The organism is Vibrio sp. 10N.247.311.51 (assembly GCF_041467855.1).
Taxonomy (GTDB): domain Bacteria; phylum Pseudomonadota; class Gammaproteobacteria; order Enterobacterales; family Vibrionaceae; genus Vibrio; species Vibrio coralliirubri.
This window is the reverse complement of the sequence record NZ_JBFSVK010000002.1, coordinates 143,508-160,365: the sequence shown is the minus strand read 5'-3', so window position 1 is coordinate 160,365 and position 16,858 is coordinate 143,508. Positions and strand designations below refer to the sequence as shown.

Genomic DNA, 16,858 nt, shown 5'->3' with positions numbered 1-16,858 from the left:
ATTGGCGGCGAATGATTTGCGACATACAATAAACGGAATCTAAAAATGGTTACGTACTCAAGTTTTGTGGTTATTGCTCTTTATGTGCTAACTACATTGTTTATCAGCTACTTAGTTAATAGGCGCTATAGCGTCGGTGGCGACTTTTCGACTGGTGGAAAACAGTTTGGTTGGTTTACGGCAGGTGTGTCGATTCTTGCAACCTACATCAGCGCAATGACGTTCGTTGGTATGCCGGGCTGGGTTTATAGCTCGGGTATGGAAGCGATGAGCGTACATTTGAACTATCCAATAGTGATCTTTTTCACTGTGCTTTTTTTTGTTCCGGTGTTTTACAAGCTCGGCCTAACCTCGATTTACGAATACCTAGAGCACCGCTTTGGCGTTGTTGCTCGCACGATCAATTCCATCGTGTTCATTGTGGTTCAGTGTATTTCGGCAGGGGTCATTTTGTATGCGGTTGCTCTGATCTTAGTGCAAGTGCTGCCAGTGAGTATCTCTGAGGCGATCATCTACATCAGCGTATTTACTGCGTTGTATACCTATGCGGGGGGTATTTCGACTGTAATCTGGACTGACATGCTTCAGTCAGCAGTGTTGATTATCGGCAGCATTGCGATCTTTGTTTTATTGCTGATGAAAATCGATGCGGGCGAGGTGTTGTCTCCTGAACATTTGAATATCATCAACCTCGATTTTGACTTAGGCGTCGATACCACATTGTGGGCAGGCGTAGTGGCTGTGAGCTTCTTGCACCTGAGTGTGTATGGTACTAACCAACTGATTATTCAGAGAACGTTGGCGACTAAGTGCGTTAAAACAGCGCAAAAGTCGATGTTGCTTTGTGGTTACGGCGCATTCTTTGTTTATCTGTTCTTTGCTGTGATGGGGGTGCTGTTAAGTGTCTTTTATCAAGACAGCAGTTTTGAAAACAGCAACGAAGTGATTCTCGATTTTGTGTTTAACCATACCAATCCAATCATTGTTGGATTGGTGATCTCAGCACTTTCGGCTGCGGCAATGTCGACATTGGATTCCACCTATAACTCAATGGCGACGGTCGCAACGTTCGATTTCTATAAGCGCTTTTTCCGCAAGCAAGCTTCTGACGCGCACTATGAATCGGTTGCTAGAAAAATGAGCCTTGTTGCTGCAGCGTCGGTTGTTGTGCCTGCATTACTGGCTGTTTCTAATGAATCAGTGCTTAAAACGATTGCGAGCCTAACCTCTATTTTTGTCGGTATTCGCCTTGGCTCTTTCATCTTGGGTTTGTTCTTCAAACAAGCAAACGAGAAAGGGGTAATTGCGGGCAGTATTGGCAGTGTGGCCGTCGTATTCATTGCCAAATACAGCGGAATAGCTTGGCCTTGGTTTGCCTTGATTGGCACTGTGGTTTTCTTAGTGTTAGGTGTTGTTGTGAGCCGCTTCTGGGGAGAGGTAACCGAGCAACAAAATGAATTTATAGCCAAGCAAAAGCATTTGTTTGCAAAGCCTACCGCGAGTCATTACGGCTTGTTGGTGTTCGCTGTTGTGACGATTGCTGCTTGTACTGTTATCCCTGATTGGCTTTATGCCGCTCTTTCTTAATTGACCGATTTTTTACTGGTATATCTATGTTATCGATCTTTGATATCTACAAAATTGGTGTGGGGCCATCGAGCTCTCACACCAACGGCCCAATGATTGCGGGTTTCCATTTCACACAATTAATCGCTGATAAAATCGCTGAAGTGACGCGTGTTCAGGTGGATTTATACGGTTCTTTGTCATTGACTGGCATAGGTCACCACACCGACAGAGCAACAATATTGGGGCTACTCGGCAATAAACCAGACACCATCAAAATCACCAGCGCAAACCAAGCAATGCGTCATGCCGTAGACAGTGGTGAGATGGATCTAGCGGGTACCAAGCACATTGCATTCAACTACCAAACCGACATGTTGTTCCACAAAGACAACCTGCCTCTGCATGAAAATGGCATGATGATTACTGCGTTCGACCAGAGTGGCAACGTGATTGTCGATGAAACTTATTATTCAATTGGCGGCGGTTTTATCGCAACCGCTGATGAACTGCAAAATGATACTCAAACCCAAGCAGTAGAAGTCCCTTTCCCGTTCAAAAACGCCGATGAAATGCTGCAACAAGCCGATAATAGCGGGATGAGCCTCGGTGGCATGATTCTAAAAAATGAAGCGGAGTTTGAAGGCTCCGACATTATTTCAGAGAAAGCGGATCAAATATGGCGAGTGATGAGTCGTTGTATGGAACGCGGCTTTGAAACCGAAGGCATTCTTGATGGTGGTTTGAACGTGACTCGTCGTGCGCCTAATTTGCTTAAGAAGCTCGAAGCAAATGCGGCGGTTGAAAACGACCCAATGGAAATCATGGATTGGATTAACTTGTTTGCGTTTGCGGTTAGCGAAGAAAATGCGGCTGGTGGCCAAGTGGTAACATCACCAACCAATGGTGCAGCGGGCGTTATTCCTGCCGTATTGATGTATTACCATCGCTTCATTAAAGAGTTGGATACCAAGCAGTTAAAAGACTTCTTAGCGGTATCGGGCGTGATTGGTATTCTATACAAAACCAACGCTTCAATCTCTGGTGCGGAAGTTGGGTGCCAAGGTGAAGTAGGGGTGTCGTCTTCTATGGCGGCGGCTGGTTTAACGGCACTACGCGGTGGCAGCAATGAGCAGATCTGTATTGCGGCAGAAATCGCAATGGAACACTCTTTGGGTATGACTTGTGACCCAATTGGCGGCTTGGTTCAAGTGCCGTGTATTGAGCGAAATGCGATGGGCGCGATGAAAGCCATCAACGCATCACGCATGGCTTTGAAGCGTAACAGTAAATCTTTGATTTCGTTAGATAAGGTCATTGCGACCATGTATCAAACGGGTAAAGACATGAACAAGAAATATCGTGAAACGTCACTCGGTGGTTTAGCCTTGATCCATCTTGCTCACCCTTGTGAATAACTAAGCCAGTTAGCCCAGTAAATAATAACGTTAAGCCCAGAGCTCTAGATTTCAGACATCTATCGCGGCTGGGCTTTTTGTTTGATGTGTTTTAGGGAGCTAATCTGAAAGCGGCAATCGATAGCTGTTTTTTAACTCTTTTACTGAGATGTTCGACTGAATCGCACTCACGCCTTTCACTCGTCTGATCGAGCTTATACGTTCAAAGTACTCTTCCAAATCTTTCGCCAACACTTGCACCATATAATCGGCGCCGCCTGCAATGCAGTGACACATTGGAATCCAATCGGTTACCGCGACAAACTCTTCAAACGGTTCTGTGTTTTCAACTTCATGATTACCTAGGGTGACAAGAGTAAAACCTGCAACATGTAAGCCGAGTTTCTTGCGGTTTAGCTTAGCGGCATAGCCATCAATATAGCCCGTCTCCTCCATTCGTTTCCAACGGCGCCAGCATGGGGTTTCGCTGAGATTCACCTTCTCTGCGAGCTTGCTGTTACTCATGCGTCCGTCTTGTTGAATATGTTCTAAGATGGCGATATCGGTGTCATCTAACACTTCTTTGGTGGATTCTTTCTGTTTCATGGTTTTTTTAGAAAAGTCTTGCTCAAATTTGGATTAATATTAGCCTATATAGCAATTTAATTCCTAGTCGAATCTGTAAACTCTCCCCCTATAAATACTTTACTTATTAGGAGTGAGAGGAAATGAGCTCTCAATTAATGCTGGCGTTCTTGCTATTTTCAACATCAATTGCAATTACCCCTGGGGCAGGCAATATCGCATTACTTGGGATTTCAAGTCGTTATGGATTTGCTGCGACTTTACCTTTTATCTCTGGGAACGCTGTTGGCATCATCATCGTACTGGCGGGTTCTAGTGTCGGTTTGGTGAGCCTATTTACCCTTTACCCAGAGCTATACAACATTTTGAAATACGCGGGTGCGGCTTATTTGCTGTTCATGGCATGGTCGATTGCGAATATGCAAATCGAAGAAAGCACTACCGACAATCGTTCAGGTTTCATGTCTGGTGTGTTGGTGCAGGTGTTAAACCCTAAAGGTTGGATAGCGTCATTAACCGTGTTTTCACAGTTCATTACTCCGAACGCAGATTACTTGATTCAAGTCGTGACCATTATCGCGGGTATGGTGATTACCGGTGTACCGTGTATGTTGGTATGGGCGTATTGCGGCACCATGCTTAAAAAGTTGCTGCAATCACCAAAGCAGATGATGTTTGTGAACCGTTGCTTGGGCGGAAGCTTAGCGATGGTGGTTGCCTTCATGCTTTATCAACCGGCATAAATCACAAAGAAAAAAACCACTCCTAAATCCATAGGAGTGGCGTCTAAATGTCGACTAAGTCGTTAACAGTAAAGAATTAAGTTAACAAATATTAAGGAACTTGAGTTAAAAGCTTTTAAGACTAGAAGCTTTTAAGTGTAAAGGTTAAGCGGTTTTAGCCTCTTTAACTGGAGCTGAGTTACGGATTAGGTGGTCAAATGCACCTAAGCTTGCTTTCGCACCTTCACCCATCGCAATGATGATCTGTTTGTAAGGTACGGTTGTTACGTCACCCGCTGCGAATACACCTTTCATTGATGTTGCGCCATGAGCGTTAATTTCAATTTCACCGCGTGGTGAGAGCTCAACTTTCGAACCCTTCAACCATTCGCTATTTGGCATCAGGCCGATTTGAACAAAGATACCTGCGAGTTCGATCTGTTTAAGTTCATCGGTGTTGCGATCTTTGTATTCCAGACCGGTTACACGGTTGCCATCACCAATCACTTGCGTTGTTTGTGCCATCTTGATGATTTCGATGTTTGGTGTTGCGTTTGCTTTGTCGATAAGCACTTGGTCGGCACGCAGTGTGTCTGCAAATTCAAGTACGGTTACGTGTTCAACGATACCCGCTAAATCAATTGCCGCTTCGATGCCTGAGTTACCGCCACCGATAACTGCTGTTTTCTTACCTTTGAACAATGGACCATCACAGTGTGGGCAGTAAGCGACGCCTTTATTGCGGTACTCTTGCTCACCCGGAACGTTCATTTCACGCCAGCGAGCACCGGTACTTGTGATAACCGTGCGAGCTCGTAGTGTTGCGCCGCTCTCTAGCTCAACGTGGATGTAGCCGTCTTCTGTGTCTTCTGCTGCAATGATGTTTGCAGCGCGCTGCTCAGTCATCACTTCAACACCGTACTCTTTTACATGCTCTTCAAGGCTTGCCACTAACTTAGGGCCGGTGGTCGCTTTCACTGAGATAAAGTTCTCAATCGCCATGGTATCCATCACTTGGCCACCGAATCGATCAGCAACCACACCTGTGCGAATGCCTTTACGTGCAGCATAAATTGCCGCTGAAGAACCTGCAGGGCCGCCGCCGACAACCAATACATCAAAGGGTGCTTGTTGGTTTAGGTTTGCTGCTTTCTTTTGTGCTGCGCCTGAATCAACCTTGTTCAGGATCTCTGCCAGTGACATACGGCCTTGACCAAATAGCTCACCATTAACGAACACGCTTGGCACTGCCATGATGTCGCGAGACTTCACTTCGTCTTGGAATGCTGAGCCATCAATCATCGTTGTCTTAACCAGAGGGTTAATCGCCGACATCATGTTGAATGCCTGAACCACTTCTGGACAGTTTTGGCATGAGAGTGAGATGAAAATCTCTACATTAAGTTCTTGATCGAGTTCTTTAATTTGTTCGATTACGTCCGCTTCAAGCTTGATAGGGTGACCACCACTATGAAGCAGTGCTAGAACCAGTGACGTAAATTCGTGACCCATTGGCAAACCGGCAAAACCGATCGCGGTGCCTTTCTTTTGGTTCACTACCTGCATGATTGGGCTACGCGTGCTTGCGCTATCATCGCGAGTCACTTCAATTTTGTCGGTCAAAGACGCGATGTCATTCGCCAGATCTTGAAGTTTGTTCGCGGTGTCGCTGCCATCTAGGCTAAGGACTAACTGAACATTGGTTTTTAGGTTTTCTAGGTATGCTTTTAGCTGCTGCTTCATTGCTTGATCTAACATAATCGTGCCTGCTCTTAAATTCTGTGTCTTGGTATTGACCAATACCTTCTTGCTGAAAAAGGAAAATAAAAAGGGGGCGCAAGTCGGCAAATATTGTGGTGTTGATGTTTTGAAAGGGTGGCGCGCGACTGCCCTTTAGGAGGGGGGCCGAAGCGCGCCTGTAGAACCGTTTAGCTATTCTTGTTAGCTAGGCTTAGATTAAATCTTGCCTACTAGGTCTAGAGATGGAGCTAGAGTCTCTTCGCCTTCTTTCCATTTAGCTGGGCAAACTTCACCTGGGTTAGCGGCTACGTATTGTGCTGCTTTAACCTTGCGTAGTAGGTCTTCTGCGTCACGGCCGATGCCTTCAGCTGTGATTTCCATTGCTTGGATGACGCCTTCAGGGTCGATTAGGAACGTTGCACGGTCTGCAAGGCCTTGGCCTTCACGCATAACGTTGAAGTTATTTGTGATGTTGCCCGTTTGGTCGCCTACCATGAAGTATTCGATAGTGCCGATTTTGTCAGAAGTATCGTGCCATGCTTTGTGAGAGAAGTGAGTGTCAGTTGATACTGAGTAAACTTCTACGCCACGAGATTGAAGCTCTGCGTATTTGTCTTGTAGGTCAACTAGCTCAGTTGGACATACAAATGTGAAGTCTGCTGGGTAGAAGAAGAATACAGCCCACTTGCCTTTAACGTCTTGCTCAGTGATTTCTACGAATTCGCCGTTTTTGAATGCTGTTGCGTTGAATGGTTTGATTTCTGTGTTGATCATGATTTGACTCTCTTTCTAATTTGTAGTGTTTAACGCTATCCCGCGTCGATGTAGATATATTGCATTGCCACCGAAAATTAGTGAAATCGGACATTTCTATAGATTCAATAGGCGAATCCTATCTTCAAAAGGAAAAGACTATCGGTAAAAGCTATCAACAAAAACGATTAACAAAAGCCATCAAACATCAGCAATCCCCAATTTGAGTAGCTATGCTCTTTAGGTTGTTCTCTATATTGGGCTTATCTCTATTGGTGTGCGTATCTATGTGTCTATGTAGGTAAGGGTAGATATGGTCTCTTTACGTGAGTTGAGTTGAGTTGTTATACCAAACTGTAAATAACAAAATATTATCATTAATATAAATTATGATAATTTCAGTTAATTAACGCATGTACCTATACTCTCTTCATCGAAACGAAACACCGAAGCTAGTCTTCGAAAAGCACAGAATTTAAAACGAATTTGGAGCAAGTTATGAAAATGAATCACGTAGGCATCATGGTTGGTGACATGGACCAAGCAGTCGAGTTTTACACGAAAGCGCTAGGTCTAAGAATCGTAATGAACAACACTAAAGTGATGGAAGAGCGCGAATCAGCAATCGGCCGTATGTGTATTGCTGTGTTCGGTGAAGGCTTTAAAGGCTTCAACATTGCTCACCTAGTAACATCTGATGGTATCGGTGTTGAGCTGTTCGAAATGAAAGAGCGCCAAGAGCGTCACGAAGTTGATTTCTCTCGTCTAGGTATCTTCCATTTCTGCCTACAGCTTCCAAAAGAGCAGTTTCACTCAGCGATTAAACGTGTTGAAGAATTTGGCGGTAAGGTTCGTATGGACATCATGCGTTACCACCCAGAAGACGAGTTGAAGCAAGCACAAATGGTTTACCTAGAAGACCCGTTTGGCAACCTATTCGAGTTCTACTCTCACTCATACGAAGATACCTACGCGACTGATTACGAGTAATCGCGTTACTACCTTCTATAAGGTAGAAAAGCCGAAACACCCCTAAAGAGGATTGGTAGAGATACCAATCCTTTTTTGTTTGTGCTTTTTGGGGAAGGGGAGATGTGCTGTTGGCAGGGACCACAGCAGCCACAATGACGGGTTATTGGTCTTCGATTTTTACGCATCGAACCGAGAACATATAGTCTTTTGAACTTGTTGCTCTGCGTATTTCACCTTTATGCGTATTCCACCAAGCGTAAGCAAGTGTTCGGATAATCCCTTTTTTGTCGGATGCGCTGCTCGCAGTCCAAAACTCGGTGTAAGCACCTTCAGTGATATACCAACCATTCCATTTTACGCCTGCAGGTCTAGCAAAGAAGTTCTGTTTATTGACAGTAGATGGGTCGACTTTGGAAAATAGCCCGTCTGCTTGGGCTTCTTTGAGCTGCAAACCTAACTTTTGCTCACCCCCACGCCAACCGTTTTGGTGTACTTCTTCCTCATACATACCGATGGCCAGCTCAAACTTTTTCCAATCCTCATCGGTGGCCACTCGCCAGCCGACTGGGCAAAGGTTTCGTTGATCTGAAACATCATGCCAATTGTATAAGCGTCCGTATTTTAATAGGTTTTCTTGATCATCTTTTGGGATCGCACCAGATCTTACCGGGCTACCATCTTGGAACTGAGTGCTTCTCAGGCTTTCCGCTAACCAAACCTGTTCACCGATAGTAACGGTGCGATAAGTGTTGCCTTCCGCGTCTTGAACCGTATCCGTCAGTTGGTATAACTCTTTGTTGATGTCGTTAGCCGATGATGTGGCAGCAATAACCATACTGACTCCTATAGATGAAATTAGCTTTTTCATGATGAATAACCCGTCGTAATCTTATGGGGTTACTTTAACTCTCATGTTGAGCTGAAAATAGGCGATATGCTCTCTAAAACATGCCTATTTATCTCATTTAGTATGGCGGAGAGATCTAATAGTCAGTTTGTTTTATTGCTATGCGATGTTTTCAATCAGCTGTTTTGATTGGCTCCACTGCTTAGGTGACTGGCCATACACACGCTTAAACTCACGACTAAATTGAGAAGAGCTGACGTACCCTACTGCCATCGCCGCTTCATTGACATTCTTACCCGCAGCTATTTTCATCGCCGCATTATTCAAGCGCATCGACTTCATAAATTGGATCGGTGACATTCGGGTCGCTTGTTTGAATTTTCGGTGGAATACCGCTCGGCTCATCCCGACATGCGATGCGAGCTCATCAATCGTGACGTTCTTTGTCAGGTTCAACGATAAATACTCAATTGAGCGAGCAATTTCATTGCCAATGCCAAATGCGCCTCGCACTGAAAGACCCGCCTCACCTTGTAAGACAGCGTAATAGAGCTCTCTTAAACGACTCTCGCCGAGAATGGCCGTTCCTGCTTTATCGTCTCCTAGCTGAATGAGTCGAAGTAGAGCATCAGAAAAAGTGTCGTCCCAATTGGCGAGTGATAACCCTTGAGGTTGTGAGCTACCTTTAGGGACCTTAACTGCGCCGCTGACACTCTCCATTGCGATGGCTAATTCGGTCATCACTTTGGTATCGAGTGAGATAGCTACCCCTAACAATGGATTTTCAGGTGTCGCTGCTGGCGTACCCGCCTCAACAGGCATGGAGACTGAGCAGCACAGGTACTGACTGCTGTCATAGATGTACTTATCGCCATCGAGTATGGCTTCTTTACTGCCGCTTAAAATCACGATTAGCGTTGGTTCATAGACGGCGGGAGCACATGGAATAGCTTGAGTTACCTTAAATAGGCGAACTCCCTTGATTCCCGTTTCGATCATGCCATCTTCCGTTATACGACTTTCCACTAGCTGCTTAATTTTCTGCTTCATCAATCTACACCGTAAATTCGACTTGATACAAATAGGCATGTTTTTGAGATTAATTCGCCTATTTATGAATCTCTGTGAGAGTTATAGTAACTTCAGACAACAATACTACCGCTGATAGGTGCATGCAAACTGCTTTCGTGCTTTATCAAAAGCTCAATCTGGGTCTGGTCGTTATAACGATAAGGCTTGGTGGAGATAAGTGGTTTTAAAATAAAGAGTTGGAAAAAGAACATGTTAAAAAGCTTCATTCTCATATTGGTTACGCTGTCTTTGATAGCCTGCTCAACACCTAATGTTTATAACGATCTCAATGCAATACCTTCTACGGAAACGGGTGAGCATGAACTCGGTATTGCGTTTGGCGGTGGTGGCGTTCGTGGGTTTATGCACCTAGGCGTGATCAAAGCCTTGGCAGAGGAGGGCATTGCCCCTGATGTGGTGAGCGGCACCTCTGCGGGTTCGATTGCTGCGACTCTATATGCTTCAGGACTGAGTTATGAAGAGATGGAACTCGCGATAGAGAAAGTTGGCATGTCTGACATCGCCGATTTTGTCTTTTCTTCAAAAGGCTTGGTGAATGGCAAGAACTTGTCAGAATGGATAAACAGCCAAGTGACGTATGATGACCTGTCTGATATGCCAATGCCTGTCGCGCTTACCGCGACCAATCTGACATCGAGAGAGACCGTTATTATTCGTTCGGGTAACCCGGGGCATGCTGTTCAAACCTCATCAACCATTCCCGGCGCATTTGTACCCGTTGAAAACCAAGGTGATATCTTAGTTGATGGCGGTATTTTTAGTGTTGTGCCTGTTTACGCGGCTAAAGATCTCGGTGCTAAAAAGGTGATAGCCGTTGATATCTATTGTCACAATCAAATCACGCCAGAAGTCTCGGCGAGCAAGATTACGCTTGCGGCTTTTCGCATGCAAAGCTGTCGTCTGTCTGAGCAAGAGCTAAACAGTGCCGATGTGGTCATTAGACTGGACTATGAACCGAATGGAAGTGCGGCTTTTAATGAAAAAGAACAAGCGATACAAGCGGGTTATCTAGCTGCAAAAGAGGCGATGCCTGAGATAAAGGCGATGCTCTCCATCTAGCGGCGGAGATATTGCTGAAACACTGTTTGGCTCAAACTCTGGTTAACTGAGATTTAAACGTTTAGAAAGGATTGGTAGAGATACCAATCCTTTTATGTGTTTGTGGGACTTAATTTAGGAACATCGGATAAAACATCTGTTGCACTAAAACAAGCCGACAATGTTGCTCTTTAGTGCAGCATATCCTTGATGGAAAACTTAACTGATTGATAAATATAATGTTAAACCATTGGCATATATGTTGCTCTATTGTCTTTATGTAAATTGTATACAATAAAAAATACATAAAGGAAGTCACATGGAACAGAACAGTGAATTGATCTACGGGTTGGACGATCGACCATCAGTCAAAGCAGCCAGTTACGCGGCGCTGCAGCATGTATTAGCCAGTTTTGTTGGCATTATCACCCCCACGCTTATTATCGGTGGCGTTTTAGGGTTGGGTGAACACATCCCTTATTTGATCAGCATGGCATTGATGGTGTCTGGGGTCGGTACCTTCATCCAAGCTAGAAAAATAGGGCCAGTTGGCGCAGGGATGATCTGTGTTCAAGGTACCAGCTTTGCATTCTTAGGTTCAGTACTAGGGGCGGGTTTTCTTGTGAAAGCGAATGGAGGCGGCCCGGATGAAATGCTCGCCACCATTTTCGGTGTCTGCTTCTTTGGTGCATTTGTCGAAATCGTCCTATCGCGCTTTATCGAAAAACTCAAAGTAGTGATCACGCCCGTTGTGACCGGCATCGTTATCACCACGATCGGTGTCTCTTTGATTAAAGTCGGCGTCACTGATATCGCTGGTGGTGTTGGCGCAGAAGATTTTGGTTCTGGAAGCAATTTGATGTTGGGTGCGATTGTACTCGGAACCATAGTGGCACTTAACCTAAGCAACAACACCATGGTAAGGCTGTCGTCGATTTTAGTTGGGTTGGTAGTTGGCTGGGGCGTGGCCATTTTGATGGGCAAAGCGTCTATGGTTTCTTTTGCTTCTCAACCGCTATTGAGTATTCCTGTCCCATTTAAATATGGCTTCGCTTTTGATTGGCAAGCCTTCCTGCCTATCGCTTTTATTTACTTGATTACTGTTATTGAAACCACGGGCGACCTTACCGCCAACAGTATGTTTTCAGGGCAGCCGGTTAAAGGGTCTAAATATCTCAATCGACTCAAGGCTGGCGTGCTGGGTGACGGCGTGAACTCACTTATCGCCGCGGTATTTAATACTTTTCCGAACACGACTTTCAGCCAGAACAACGGTGTGATCCATTTTACGGGGATCGCGAGTCGCTACATCGGCTACTTCATTGCCGCGATTCTTTTTCTGTTAGGGCTATTTCCTATCTTAGGTGCAGTATTAATGACGATTCCAAAGCCAGTCTTGGGCGGGGCGACATTAGTGATGTTCGGCACGGTTGCCGCGGCAGGCATCAAAATCATCGCCAATGAAAAACTGGATCGCCGCAGAATCATGACGATAGCCATCTCACTAGGCTTAGGGCTTGGTGTCATGCTAGTGCCGGATTTATTGAAAGAAGCACCGAAGCTAGTGCAAAGTATATTTGGATCACCTGTAACCATGTCTGGTATTGCCGCGCTTGTGATTACCGGGTTGATGTCTTTGGTGCCTGAAACAAAAGCCAAGCCGATTTCGAACGTCGTACATACCAGTAAAGCATAACGGGCTTCTTCGTGCTGAACTAAGGATGTTTAACTAGAGCCACATGACATATGTGGCTCTCAACTTTAACTTATTGTGTGACGTGTTGGCATCTCACTTAACTTGGTAAATAACATAAAATTATCATTAATATAAATTATGATAATTTCAGTTAATCAGCGTATCTCCATATACTCTCTTCATCGAAACGGAAGACCGAAGCAGTCTTCGAAAAATACAGAATTAAAGAGAATTTGGAGAAAGTTATGAAAATGAATCACGTAGGTATCATGGTTGGCGACATGGACAAAGCAGTCGAGTTTTACACGAAAGCTTTAGGTCTAAGAGTCGTAATGAACAACACCAAAGTGATGGAAGAGCGCGAATCAGCAATCGGCCGCATGTGTATCGCTGTGTTCGGTGAAGGCTTTAAAGGCTTCAACATTGCTCACCTAGTAACATCTGATGGCATCGGTGTTGAGCTGTTCGAAATGAAAGAGCGCCAAGAGCGTCACGAAGTTGATTTCTCTCGTCTAGGTATCTTCCACTTCTGTCTGCAGCTTCCAAAAGAGCAGTTTCATTCAGCGATTAAGCGTGTTGAAGAGTTTGGCGGTAAGGTTCGTATGGACATCATGCGTTACCACCCAGAAGACGAACTAAAACAAGCACAAATGGTTTACCTAGAAGACCCGTTTGGCAACCTATTCGAATTCTACTCTCACACATACGAAGATACGTACGCGACTGACTACGAGTAATAGCGTTACTACCTTCCATAAGGTAGAAGAACCGAAACACCCCCTTAAGAGGATTGGTAGAGATACCAATCCTTTTTTGTTTGTGTGCTTTTTAAGTGCTCCATCATGTGGGGTGGTTAATAAACAAACAGATTTAAGGCGTTGTTAAAGTTGACGTTTTGAAGATAAAACCTTTCATGAATATGACTGAATCGAGCGTGCTTCATGAAAATATTACGGAATTACACTGGGATAGCCTTCGCTGAGAACTCACAATACTCAGCTTAATACTGCTGAACCGCACTACAATGAAAATAGATAAACATTACATGAAGAAGATCTACTCAAATAGCATGAAAAAACTAAACCTTATCTTTGCCGCTTTTCTTATTACTTTGCTTGCCGGATGCTCGTCACATGCGGCCGTCGATACTTCAAAAACAAAGGGCTATGCCAATTCACATGCGCTTGTGGGAGTGGCTTCTTGGTATGGCGATAAATTCCACGGAAAACTGACAGCAAGTGGTGAAACGTATAATAAAAACGCTTATACAGCCGCTCACAAAACCTTGCCATTTGGGACTATCGTAAGAGTGACCAATACAGCTAATAACAAGTCAGTCGATGTGAAAATTAACGATAGAGGCCCCTACGTAAAAGGCCGAGTGATTGACCTTTCGCACAAAGCATTTTCTCAAATTGGTGACGTCAAGAAAGGCGTAGCAACAGTCAAAATTGAGATCATTGATGACAGCAACACCTTTCGATACAAACACTAGAATCCCCTCCTAACCTCCCCTTGGTTTACATCTCCGACTCCTTACTAGTAGTGGGAAAGGGGAGGAACAGAACCTCGAACTCGATGATTGAATGTCACATTTATGCCTACTCAATAAGGCTGCTTTGTAGCCTTTTTTGTGCCTTTCGATAATCCATTTTTAATAAGATTATCTTATTTCTAATATGTGGGTTGATGATGTTATGTGGTCAATAAATCAGTGTCTTAGCTTTCTTATCATTAGGGTTCATTGAAATTCATTGTGAAATAATGAAAAGCTAACCTAATCCAAGTTGAGTTTTGGTGTGATTAACAGTGAAAGCCTAGGGGAAATTACATTTTGTTACTCACTGAAGTAAATCTGAAATATCGCTGACACGGTTCTGAAATTTTTGGTGTTTAGCTTATGGGATTCTATATCGAATTCAAATAAGGAAATACCCGTGAAGCTAACCCCTGTCGTTGCAGCCGTAATTATGTCTTTCAGTTCAGCAAGTTTTGCTTTTAGCTTGCAACAAGCTGCTAATGAAAACAGTGAAGATCTCGTATGGACAGGGCACCTAAGCCCAGATAGCGACACGGTAATGTCTGCGATGCTCGCGGCTCATATCTATGGCGGTACAGCGACAGTACCAGAGCCGATTAATCCAGAATCCACCTTCATCTTGAACTACTGTAATGCAGAATCGCCACGCGTAGAGACAGATTACTCTTCATACCGAGTGGGGCTGGTAGACTTCAACCAAGTCACTCAGCTAGCGCCAACTATCGACCAAGCATCGATTGTTGCTGTGGTTGATCATCACGCAATTGGTGGCTCACCGATTAACACACCACAAATTGTCGAGATGGATATTCGAGGTTGGGGATCGGCTGCGACAATTTTGGCTGACAACGCTGAAAAGCTTGATGTGACCTTACCTAAGCACCTTGCTTGTGTCGGCTTAGGCGCGATTCTCTCTGATACTGTGGTATTCCAATCAGCAACTACAACAGATCATGATCGTGAATACGCAGAGAAACTGGCAAAAGTTGCAGGTATTTCAGACATCGAAGACTTCGGTCAACAAATGTTGATTGCTAAGTCGGATCTCAGCCATCTTTCTTCTGAAACCATTCTGACTCTGGACTACAAGAACTTTAAGTACGGTGGCAAACAGGTGGGCATCGGTGTGGCTGAAACGCTAACGGCTCAACAACTGATTGATCGTAAAGACGAGCTTTTGGCTGCGATGAAGTCTTATAAAGAAGAGAACGGCTTAGATCATCTGTTCTTCTCCATCACTGACACTAAGAACAAAGAAGCAAACTTACTGTGGGTGGATGAAAGCGACTACCAAGTTATCAAATCAGCTTTCAACGCTGAACCAATAAGCGATATGTTAACTCTGGAAGGCGTTACTTCACGCAAGCGTCAGATTGGCCCTGCAGTTCAAAAGGCAATTGAAAGTTTGTAGATAGTAAGAGCTGCTACTTTATAAATAAGTAGTGAAGGGATTGGTAGAGATACCAATCCCTTTTGTTTTAGGTGAGTTGTAAATTTTCAATTTTAAGATCATCGTTGTACTTGCTGTTTATCCTAATATTTTATTACTTCTTTCAATTCCATTTTGATAATCAAAGGCATTTTCGCTATTTTTGTAACCTTCTAATCTTTTATTAAGAAGAGCAAAATTAAACCCATTTTGATCATTTGATGTAATATCCTCGGTTATTGGATTCATACTTTTAGAGTAATGCAAATTTTCTAAATCATTTCGTTGGCTATAAAGAACAGGGAGGAAGTTCTCAAATACGCCTACTTCAATAGTATTATGAGTAATCCATGCTTTCCAGAAATCAGGGGTAAGGCCTCCAACAATTTTATTATTAATTGCTTTTGCTAAGAAATTTCGCTTACTAGTACCAGCAACTACCTCATAATGATAATGCACACCGATGAGCTTGCCATTTTCATATACATCCGTGTAGCATATTCTTAAGAATACCAGCTTACCAAGCAATGGTATTTCCCTTCCCATTCCCCAACCGTCATTTTCACAATAGAAAATTTTTAGTTTATTATTAACAGGGTATTTAAATCCATATTTATTGTATTGCATGGCTTCTTTAATATGAATCTTTCCTCCAGCTACTGCCGTATTGTTTACGCCTAGCTTGCCACTCATTTGAACAGCGATGTGATCAGAAGGATGCCACAGCAGATATGCAGGCACTTTTACTCCCTCATATCCTTTGATATCTTCTAAAGTTACGCTCAGGTTTGCAAAATTCTTAAACCACCAAGCGATCATTTCAGATGTCACCCCTCGTAATAATGAGTGCTCTAAAACAACACAGATTTGGCCTGATTTGTTAACAGTCTGTCCCCAATGAACTGATGAAGTCGGTTTTAATTTCCATCCAAATTTTCGTTCTTTTGGCATAATTAATTTTTGCATAGTCACTATCCTTTAATATCTTCCAGACTTAATAAATATCTCTATATTTATCTAATCGAACTTGAAAGGTGCAGTTGGTTATTTCTATTATACTAAAATTGATATTCAATATTAACTAAAAAAATTAATCATGTAATAGGATTCGACTAATTACTGTTGTGTATACGGTGTGTCTTAGTACCTCAATAAGACATTCAAAATAACTGTGTCATGACTGGTGATATGTTCGTATAACTTTTCTAAGGGGAATGCTTAACAACACGAACACTCAGGTAAGTTGTGCGATGCAGCTTGCGTGATAGAGTTACAGATTATAATGGGGAAAATCCGTGCCAGCCAAAAAAATCACCTCATAACCTCCCCGTAATCCGTATCTTCGATCCATTATGATTCGTGGAAAAGGGAGGAACTGAATACCGATAGCGGCATGTGCATTTACACGTTCAGCGTCAAAGAAGGTTCTCCCCCTCGTTCGTCAGTCTGCAGTGGTTGATGAACTCAACTTGAGGGGGAGT

Annotated in this window: 15 protein-coding genes; 9 read left to right on the top strand and 6 right to left on the bottom strand. The window is 43.8% G+C overall.

The annotated features are described in order from the left end of the window. Positions 1-45 precede the first annotated feature (45 nt). Together AB6E85_RS02830 and AB6E85_RS02825 are read left to right on the top strand one after the other, a co-directional pair. Complete coding sequence (locus AB6E85_RS02830; RefSeq protein WP_193840723.1) at positions 46-1,587, top strand: sodium:solute symporter family transporter; 1,542 nt, start codon at positions 46-48, stop codon at positions 1,585-1,587. A gap of 26 nt (positions 1,588-1,613) precedes the next feature. After that, a complete protein-coding gene (locus tag AB6E85_RS02825; protein WP_372141361.1) occupies positions 1,614-2,984 on the top strand; it encodes an L-serine ammonia-lyase in 1,371 nt (456 codons plus the stop codon). Positions 2,985-3,083: 99 nt separating this feature from the next. Here AB6E85_RS02825 and AB6E85_RS02820 read toward each other — a convergent pair whose 3' ends face one another. Beyond that, positions 3,084-3,569 carry an Lrp/AsnC family transcriptional regulator gene (locus tag AB6E85_RS02820; protein ID WP_372141360.1) on the bottom strand — a complete coding sequence of 162 codons (486 nt, stop codon included), beginning with the start codon at positions 3,567-3,569 and terminating at the stop codon, positions 3,084-3,086. A 122-nt stretch (positions 3,570-3,691) separates the two neighbouring features. Between AB6E85_RS02820 and AB6E85_RS02815 the strand changes: the two genes are divergently transcribed. After that, positions 3,692-4,291 (top strand): LysE family translocator, encoded by a 600-nt coding sequence (locus tag AB6E85_RS02815; protein ID WP_016798109.1) that lies wholly within the window; start codon positions 3,692-3,694, stop codon positions 4,289-4,291. A gap of 144 nt (positions 4,292-4,435) precedes the next feature. Here the strand turns inward: AB6E85_RS02815 and ahpF are convergent, their stop codons facing one another. Continuing rightward, positions 4,436-6,028 (bottom strand): alkyl hydroperoxide reductase subunit F, encoded by a 1,593-nt coding sequence (gene ahpF / locus AB6E85_RS02810; RefSeq protein WP_372141359.1) that lies wholly within the window; start codon positions 6,026-6,028, stop codon positions 4,436-4,438. Positions 6,029-6,226: 198 nt separating this feature from the next. Continuing rightward, positions 6,227-6,784, bottom strand: coding sequence for an alkyl hydroperoxide reductase subunit C (ahpC, locus tag AB6E85_RS02805; RefSeq protein ID WP_016798107.1), 558 nt, complete (start codon positions 6,782-6,784; stop codon positions 6,227-6,229). 477 nt (positions 6,785-7,261) lie between these two features. Between ahpC and AB6E85_RS02800 the strand changes: the two genes are divergently transcribed. Beyond that, on the top strand, positions 7,262-7,753 hold the full coding sequence (locus tag AB6E85_RS02800) for a VOC family protein (protein ID WP_016798106.1): 492 nt from the start codon (positions 7,262-7,264) through the stop codon (positions 7,751-7,753). 142 nt (positions 7,754-7,895) lie between these two features. Here AB6E85_RS02800 and AB6E85_RS02795 read toward each other — a convergent pair whose 3' ends face one another. Beyond that, positions 7,896-8,570: a fibrobacter succinogenes major paralogous domain-containing protein gene (locus tag AB6E85_RS02795; RefSeq protein WP_372141358.1), complete on the bottom strand. Its 675-nt coding sequence runs from the start codon at positions 8,568-8,570 to the stop codon at positions 7,896-7,898. A gap of 171 nt (positions 8,571-8,741) precedes the next feature. Then, a complete protein-coding gene (locus AB6E85_RS02790; protein ID WP_372141357.1) occupies positions 8,742-9,632 on the bottom strand; it encodes an AraC family transcriptional regulator N-terminal domain-containing protein in 891 nt (296 codons plus the stop codon). A 231-nt stretch (positions 9,633-9,863) separates the two neighbouring features. Between AB6E85_RS02790 and AB6E85_RS02785 the strand changes: the two genes are divergently transcribed. From AB6E85_RS02785 to AB6E85_RS02765, 5 genes are all read left to right on the top strand, one after another. After that, positions 9,864-10,733 (top strand): patatin-like phospholipase family protein, encoded by an 870-nt coding sequence (locus AB6E85_RS02785; RefSeq protein WP_372141356.1) that lies wholly within the window; start codon positions 9,864-9,866, stop codon positions 10,731-10,733. 298 nt (positions 10,734-11,031) lie between these two features. Beyond that, positions 11,032-12,408: a uracil-xanthine permease family protein gene (locus tag AB6E85_RS02780; protein WP_372141355.1), complete on the top strand. Its 1,377-nt coding sequence runs from the start codon at positions 11,032-11,034 to the stop codon at positions 12,406-12,408. 245 nt (positions 12,409-12,653) lie between these two features. Then, on the top strand, positions 12,654-13,145 hold the full coding sequence (locus AB6E85_RS02775) for a VOC family protein (protein ID WP_048609315.1): 492 nt from the start codon (positions 12,654-12,656) through the stop codon (positions 13,143-13,145). A gap of 332 nt (positions 13,146-13,477) precedes the next feature. Beyond that, positions 13,478-13,903, top strand: coding sequence for a septal ring lytic transglycosylase RlpA family protein (locus AB6E85_RS02770; protein WP_157367145.1), 426 nt, complete (start codon positions 13,478-13,480; stop codon positions 13,901-13,903). Positions 13,904-14,345: 442 nt separating this feature from the next. After that, a complete protein-coding gene (locus tag AB6E85_RS02765; protein WP_050652328.1) occupies positions 14,346-15,359 on the top strand; it encodes a manganese-dependent inorganic pyrophosphatase in 1,014 nt (337 codons plus the stop codon). A gap of 117 nt (positions 15,360-15,476) precedes the next feature. Here AB6E85_RS02765 and AB6E85_RS02760 read toward each other — a convergent pair whose 3' ends face one another. Beyond that, positions 15,477-16,343 carry a hypothetical protein gene (locus AB6E85_RS02760; RefSeq protein WP_372141353.1) on the bottom strand — a complete coding sequence of 289 codons (867 nt, stop codon included), beginning with the start codon at positions 16,341-16,343 and terminating at the stop codon, positions 15,477-15,479. Positions 16,344-16,858: the final 515 nt, after the last annotated feature.

Bases quoted from the DNA above. Each gene is read 5' to 3' on its own strand.
- AB6E85_RS02830 (WP_193840723.1), top strand. From the start codon at position 46: ATGGTTACGTACTCAAGTTTTGTGGTTATTGCTCTTTATGTGCTAACT.
- AB6E85_RS02825 (WP_372141361.1), top strand. From the start codon at position 1,614: ATGTTATCGATCTTTGATATCTACAAAATTGGTGTGGGGCCATCGAGC.
- AB6E85_RS02820 (WP_372141360.1), bottom strand. From the start codon at position 3,569: ATGAAACAGAAAGAATCCACCAAAGAAGTGTTAGATGACACCGATATC.
- AB6E85_RS02815 (WP_016798109.1), top strand. From the start codon at position 3,692: ATGAGCTCTCAATTAATGCTGGCGTTCTTGCTATTTTCAACATCAATT.
- ahpF (WP_372141359.1), bottom strand. From the start codon at position 6,028: ATGTTAGATCAAGCAATGAAGCAGCAGCTAAAAGCATACCTAGAAAAC.
- ahpC (WP_016798107.1), bottom strand. From the start codon at position 6,784: ATGATCAACACAGAAATCAAACCATTCAACGCAACAGCATTCAAAAAC.
- AB6E85_RS02800 (WP_016798106.1), top strand. From the start codon at position 7,262: ATGAAAATGAATCACGTAGGCATCATGGTTGGTGACATGGACCAAGCA.
- AB6E85_RS02795 (WP_372141358.1), bottom strand. From the start codon at position 8,570: ATGGTTATTGCTGCCACATCATCGGCTAACGACATCAACAAAGAGTTA.
- AB6E85_RS02790 (WP_372141357.1), bottom strand. From the start codon at position 9,632: ATGAAGCAGAAAATTAAGCAGCTAGTGGAAAGTCGTATAACGGAAGAT.
- AB6E85_RS02785 (WP_372141356.1), top strand. From the start codon at position 9,864: ATGTTAAAAAGCTTCATTCTCATATTGGTTACGCTGTCTTTGATAGCC.
- AB6E85_RS02780 (WP_372141355.1), top strand. From the start codon at position 11,032: ATGGAACAGAACAGTGAATTGATCTACGGGTTGGACGATCGACCATCA.
- AB6E85_RS02775 (WP_048609315.1), top strand. From the start codon at position 12,654: ATGAAAATGAATCACGTAGGTATCATGGTTGGCGACATGGACAAAGCA.
- AB6E85_RS02770 (WP_157367145.1), top strand. From the start codon at position 13,478: ATGAAAAAACTAAACCTTATCTTTGCCGCTTTTCTTATTACTTTGCTT.
- AB6E85_RS02760 (WP_372141353.1), bottom strand. From the start codon at position 16,343: ATGCAAAAATTAATTATGCCAAAAGAACGAAAATTTGGATGGAAATTA.